This is a genomic window from Cyanobacteriota bacterium (genome assembly GCA_025054735.1).
GTDB lineage: Bacteria > Cyanobacteriota > Cyanobacteriia > SKYG9 > SKYG9 > SKYG9.
Map to the genome: position 1 here is coordinate 1 of JANWZG010000266.1, position 5,520 is coordinate 5,520.

General features: G+C 51.4%; 4 protein-coding genes. 1 reads left to right on the top strand and 3 read right to left on the bottom strand.

Annotated features, from left to right (window positions below; genetic code table 11):
- Nucleotides 1–121 precede the first annotated feature (121 nt).
- From NZ772_12720 to NZ772_12730, 3 genes are all read right to left on the bottom strand, one after another.
- Nucleotides 122–892 (bottom strand): ChaB family protein, encoded by a 771-nt coding sequence (locus NZ772_12720; GenBank protein MCS6814414.1) that lies wholly within the window; start codon nt 890–892, stop codon nt 122–124.
- A 379-nt stretch (nt 893–1,271) separates the two neighbouring features.
- Nucleotides 1,272–3,155 (bottom strand): molecular chaperone DnaK, encoded by a 1,884-nt coding sequence (dnaK, locus tag NZ772_12725; GenBank protein ID MCS6814415.1) that lies wholly within the window; start codon nt 3,153–3,155, stop codon nt 1,272–1,274.
- Between the two features lie 352 nt (nt 3,156–3,507).
- On the bottom strand, nt 3,508–5,235 hold the full coding sequence (locus NZ772_12730; protein MCS6814416.1) for a succinate dehydrogenase/fumarate reductase flavoprotein subunit: 1,728 nt from the start codon (nt 5,233–5,235) through the stop codon (nt 3,508–3,510).
- Nucleotides 5,236–5,351: 116 nt separating this feature from the next.
- On the opposite strand from NZ772_12730, the gene NZ772_12735 reads away from it, so the two are divergent.
- Nucleotides 5,352–5,520 (top strand): DUF3326 domain-containing protein (locus tag NZ772_12735; protein ID MCS6814417.1); only part of this gene is annotated, 169 nt, incomplete at its 3' end.

The window sequence follows — 5,520 nt, forward strand, 5'->3', positions numbered from 1 at the left end:
TTTACTGACTCCCAAAACTTCATAGTAGTCTTTAAAACCAGTGGTAGCCATGGACACCTCTACAGTAAGTACAAGTGGTGTATCGGGCAGTTTAAGGAGCAGGTTGCCTCAATCTCAGTCTCTAGTCAGCTTTGCGTTTAGAAAAGATGCCGTTGTCATCGCGATCGAATAACTGCTTAATCCGCTCCCAAGCTTTTACTAGGGCATTGGCTTTTTCTGGAGATTCACTGAGGGACTGATTGTAGGTTTCCACAAAGGTTCGCTGGGCTTCTTCTGACAAGTCTGCTTTGATCTCCGGTGAAATTTGGTCGCTGCTGGTCAATTCACCGTCTGGTTCACGGGGAAGCTGCATGTCCGTGGTAGCGACCTCTTCGCCGCCAGCGCTTTGCAAGAGCAAGAAGATTTCACCTGACTTTTCTTGCGGCACTTCCACCACCAGTAAAAACTCACCCGCCTGTACCCGTGTTTGATAAATTGCCGCTTTATCCTGAGGCATCCCCAGTGAGATGAGGGCAGATCCTAACCCTGCCCCCAGTGCCCCATAGAGAGCACCGCTAGTTGCACCTAGTAAGGCTGCCCCAAGTGGCCCTGCGGCCACAACTGCCCCTAGAAAAGGCACAAATAGCACACCAACCCCGGTAACCAAGCTCAGCACAGAGCCAAACAGAGAGCCATATAGGGCACCGCTAGCTAACCCATCGAGAATCACATCTTTTTTGGTTAAAAACCCAGTAATGCGGGCTTCTGATTGGAAGTTGCGGCCAATGATAGAAATGCGCTCTTTGGGAACGCCACGATTTAGTAAACGCTGGATTGCATCTTGTAATTTTTTCTCCTCTTTGAACGCAGCAGAAACGCATTTTTCCGGAGGTTTGGCGAAGGCTGAAGTCATGGTGATTACCCCTCAGTTACCTAAATCAAGTGTGTTTAGATTAATAGTCTGGACAGTTTGGTGCGTAGTAAACGCGCGAGCCAGTTAGGATGTTCGTAGTGAGGACTTAAGTCCTCACTACAAGCTTTAGGTGCAGTTACGCCCTAGCGTTCCCGCAGATTACTATCATCGATTGCCTGAATCAAGTGTGTTCAGATTAATAGTTTGGACAGTTTGATGCGTAGCAAGCGCGAGCCAGTTAGGATGTTCGTAGTGAGGACTTAAGTCCTCACTACAAGCTTTAGGTGCAATTATGTCCTAGCGTTCCTGCGGGTCACTATTATCGATACTACAGTGCTGAAGCATTCATTACAAGTTTGATGATCAGCATCGTATATCGCTACTTGTGCTCCACAAAGTCGGCATCAATCACATCGCCACCTTGACTACCTGGGGAATTGTTGCTGCCTGTGCTGCTATTTGTCTGGGCATAGACAGCGCTGCCGATTTGCATGAGTGCTTGCTGAATGTCACTAGTGAGGGATTTCATGCGATCGTAGTTTTCTCGGTCTATAGCTGCTCGCAGGTCTTTAATCATCCCTTCTAGGCGAGTTTTGTCAGCAGCAGGAACTTTGTCGCCCAGGTCTTTGAGTTGCTTTTCGGCCTGATAGGCAACAGAGTCAGCATTGTTCTTGGTGTCGATTTGTTCGCGACGGCGGCGATCAGCTTCAGCATTACGCTCAGCTTCCTTCACCATACGCTCAACCTCTGATTGATCGAGGGTAGATGCGCCTGTGATTGTGATTGATTGCTGTTTACCGCTGGCTTTGTCTTTAGCAGAGACAGAGAGAATGCCGTTCGCATCAATGTCAAAGGTGACTTCGATTTGCGGAATACCGCGCGGTGCGGGAGGAATGCCATCGAGTTTGAAGGTGCCCAGGCTCTTGTTGTCGGCAGCCATCTCCCGTTCACCTTGCAACACATGGATTTCCACACTGGTTTGGCCGTCAGCAGCAGTGGAAAAGATTTCAGACTTTTTCACTGGAATGGTAGTGTTGCGGGGGATGATCTTAGTCATCACGCCACCCAAGGTTTCCACACCTAACGATAGCGGTGTCACATCCAACAGCAACACATCTTTAACATCACCTGCCAGCACACCCGCTTGAATGGCAGCTCCTACGGCCACCACTTCATCCGGGTTCACACCCTGACAGGGGTCTTTGCCTGTGATTTGCCGCACCAGTTGTTGCACAGCAGGAATGCGGGTTGAACCACCAACGAGGACAACCTCATCAATGTCAGCAGCAGTGAGTTTGGCATCCCGGAGGGCCTGATCCACGGGTTTGCGGCAGCGATCGAGTAAATCGCTACACAATTGCTCAAACTGCCCTCTGGTTAGAGTCATATCCAGATGCTTCGGCCCATCTTGAGTAGCCGTAATGAAGGGCAAGTTGATATGCGTTTGGGTTGCGCTTGACAGTTCAATCTTGGCTTTTTCAGCCGCTTCCGTCAGGCGTTGCAGGGCTTGCCTGTCTTTGCGCAGATCGATACCCTCATTGCGCTGAAATTCGGTAGCTAGCCAATCCACGATTTTTTTGTCAAAGTCATCCCCACCCAAGTGAGTATCGCCACTGGTGGCTTTGACCTCGAACACGCCATCCCCAACTTCCAGGATGGAAACATCAAACGTGCCACCACCCAAGTCAAATACTAGGATGGTTTCATTATTTTTCTTGTCCAAACCATAGGCTAGGGCTGCTGCCGTCGGTTCGTTGATAATGCGCAGCACTTCAATGCCTGCAATTTTACCTGCGTCTTTTGTGGCTTGCCGCTGCGAGTCATTGAAGTAGGCAGGAACGGTGATTACCGCTTGCTTCACTGGTTCACCCAGATACTTACTAGCATCATCCACGAGTTTGCGCAGTACCTCAGCAGATATTTCCTCTGGCGCAAACTGCTTCTTCTGCATTGGACAATCTAGTTTGACGTTGCCCTTGCCGTCACGCAGTACCTTGTAGGACACTTGCGTTGATTCACCTGTCACTTCGTCGTACTTGCGGCCAATAAATCGCTTGACCGAGTAGAAAGTATTTTCCGGGTTCATGACCGCTTGCCGTTTGGCAATTTGCCCCACCAGCTTATCCCCAGTCTTGGTAAAGGCAACAACTGATGGCGTGGTGCGGTTACCTTCAGCATTGGCAATCACAACGGGCTGCCCGCCTTCCATTACCGCCACGCAGGAGTTTGTTGTTCCTAGGTCAATCCCTACTACTTTTGCCATCGACAGCATCCTCCCTTGTTCAAAGTCTTAAACTGTTTGCAGTGCTACCAGCGGGGGACTTGAAGCATTTGACCGTATACGTTTCAACCTGATGCTACTGGGCACTGAACGACGGGCATGAGATGGCGAAACCTCCTTGACCCATCATTACAGTTGCGGTTAGCCCCCTCGCAGCCAGCTTTCTCCAGGTATCGAATTCTGTAGCTGACTGAACGCTTTACTCACTGCCAAAGCCCAGTCGATACTCAGAGAGTCTTACTAGAACAAGTGTAGAACCTAGTTCAGATTCAAGGGGATCGGTTTTCCAGAGGAGAGAAGTGCTTGTTTCCGACCCTATTCTGTCTTGAGCGTGCTAGTAGCGCCGCTCTTGGGGTTGAAAGCGGGTGATGGTGACGGGGCGATCGCCGATGTCAATGCCAGAGGGGGAATAGTAGGCCATAGTGTGTTTGAGAAAGTTAGTGTCGTCGCGATCAGGATAGTCTTCACGGTAGTGGGCACCCCGACTTTCTCGGCGGTGTAGGGCCGAGGTCAGAATCACCTCTGCCACAACCAATAAGCTGCGGAGTTCCAGGGCTTCAACTAACTCGGTGTTCCAGCAAGTACCTTTGTCGTCTAAATAGATTTGGTGGTAGCGGTCTCGAATCTCGTGCAGGCGGTGCAAGCCCTCGGCCATCAGGTCTGCTGTGCGGAACACTCCACAATAGTCTGTCATGCAGTCTTGTAGGGTTTGTCGCACTTGAGCAATGCGATAGGGGCCAGTCTGATCAAGTAGAGCCTGAAGTTGATGGCGGCTGCTAGTCAGGTAGGTTTGGGCATCTAGGTCAGGGAGCTTGCGAGATGGCAGGTAGCGGACGATCGCAGCCCCAGTTCGTCGTCCATATACCACACATTCCAGCAGCGAGTTGCTACCCAAACGATTTGCCCCATGAACCGATACACAGGCAGCTTCCCCAGCGGCAAACAGTCCATCTATTAGCCCTGTGGCACTGGCTCGCACCTGTCCATCAGTAGTAGTGGGAATGCCACCCATGGAGTAATGGACGGTAGGACGCACAGGCAGCGGCTGATGAATGGCATCAATCCCCAACAGGCGATGGGCTTCTTCCCAACAGAAGGGCACCCGACTCATGATTTTCTCGGCACCCATATGGCGTAAATCTAGGTAGACGAATGGCCCACCAGCACTGCCATCAGGGTGAATACCTCGTCCAGCGCGGATCTCGCGAGCGATCGCCCGCGAAGTAATATCTCGCGGTGCTAACTCCATGCGACTAGGAGCGTAGGTGGCCATAAAGCGATCGCCCTCACTGTTGATTAGATAAGCACCTTCACCCCGGACTGCCTCAGAGATCAACACCCCCACAGGATAGAGTCCCGTAGGGTGAAACTGAACAAATTCCATATCTTCTAAGGGAATGCCAGCCAATGCTGCCATTGCTAGCCCATCCCCCGTAGAGGCAAAGTCATTAGATGTAGTGTTATAGACTCGTCCATAGCCACCAGTTGCGATCATCACTGCTTTGGCCCGCATCACCTGGAGTTCGCTGTCCAGTAGATGCATCATAACCACACCCTTAGCTTGGCCGTCTTCCACAATCAACCGCAGCACGTACCACTCGTCATAAATGGTGACCCCATACCGCCGGAGGTTCATCACTAACTCATGGAGAATGGCATGGCCAGTTTTGTCAGCAGCGTAGCAAGTGCGGCGATGGGAGTGACCTCCAAAGGCGCGCTGGGCAATGCGTCCATCAGCCTGTCGAGAAAATAACACTCCCATGTGTTCTAGGTCAATCACGACTTCAGGTGCTTCTCTCGTGAGAATCTCCACAGCATCCTGATCGGCTAAGTAGTCTGAACCCTTGACTGTATCGAAGGCGTGAGCTTCCCAGGTGTCGTCACTGTCTAGGTTTTTGAGGGTGGCGGCAATGCCACCTTGGGCAGCAACGGAATGGGAGCGAATGGGGTGGGTTTTGGCAATAAGGGCCACCGATCGCCCAGGGTCTGTTTTGGCAATTTCTAGAGCAGCACGGCATCCAGCCAGGCCACCCCCAACAATCAATACGTCGTAGTCAAGCATAGGTGCTTAGCAATGTAGGTAGCATGGCAGTAAAGGTATCACTCTTGGAAGGGTAAACGGGAGGTGTTAAGCAAGACTACACTATTCACAGCCCTTTAGCATTGAGCCTGTTATCTATGACTAGCCAGCGCCCGTACACAGTTGTCTTGATTGTGCCTACTGGCATTGGGGCGACGATCGGCGGCTACGCTGGCGATGCCCTGCCCGTTGCCCGTGGCATGGCCCAAGTTGCTGACTGCCTAATTACCCACCCTAATGTCCTCAATGGTGCACAGATGTATTGGT

Coding starts and splice junctions, on each gene's coding strand:
- dnaK (MCS6814415.1), bottom strand. CDS start 3,155: ATGGCAAAAGTAGTAGGGATTGACCTAGGAACAACAAACTCCTGCGTG.
- NZ772_12720 (MCS6814414.1), bottom strand. CDS start 892: ATGACTTCAGCCTTCGCCAAACCTCCGGAAAAATGCGTTTCTGCTGCG.
- NZ772_12730 (MCS6814416.1), bottom strand. CDS start 5,235: ATGCTTGACTACGACGTATTGATTGTTGGGGGTGGCCTGGCTGGATGC.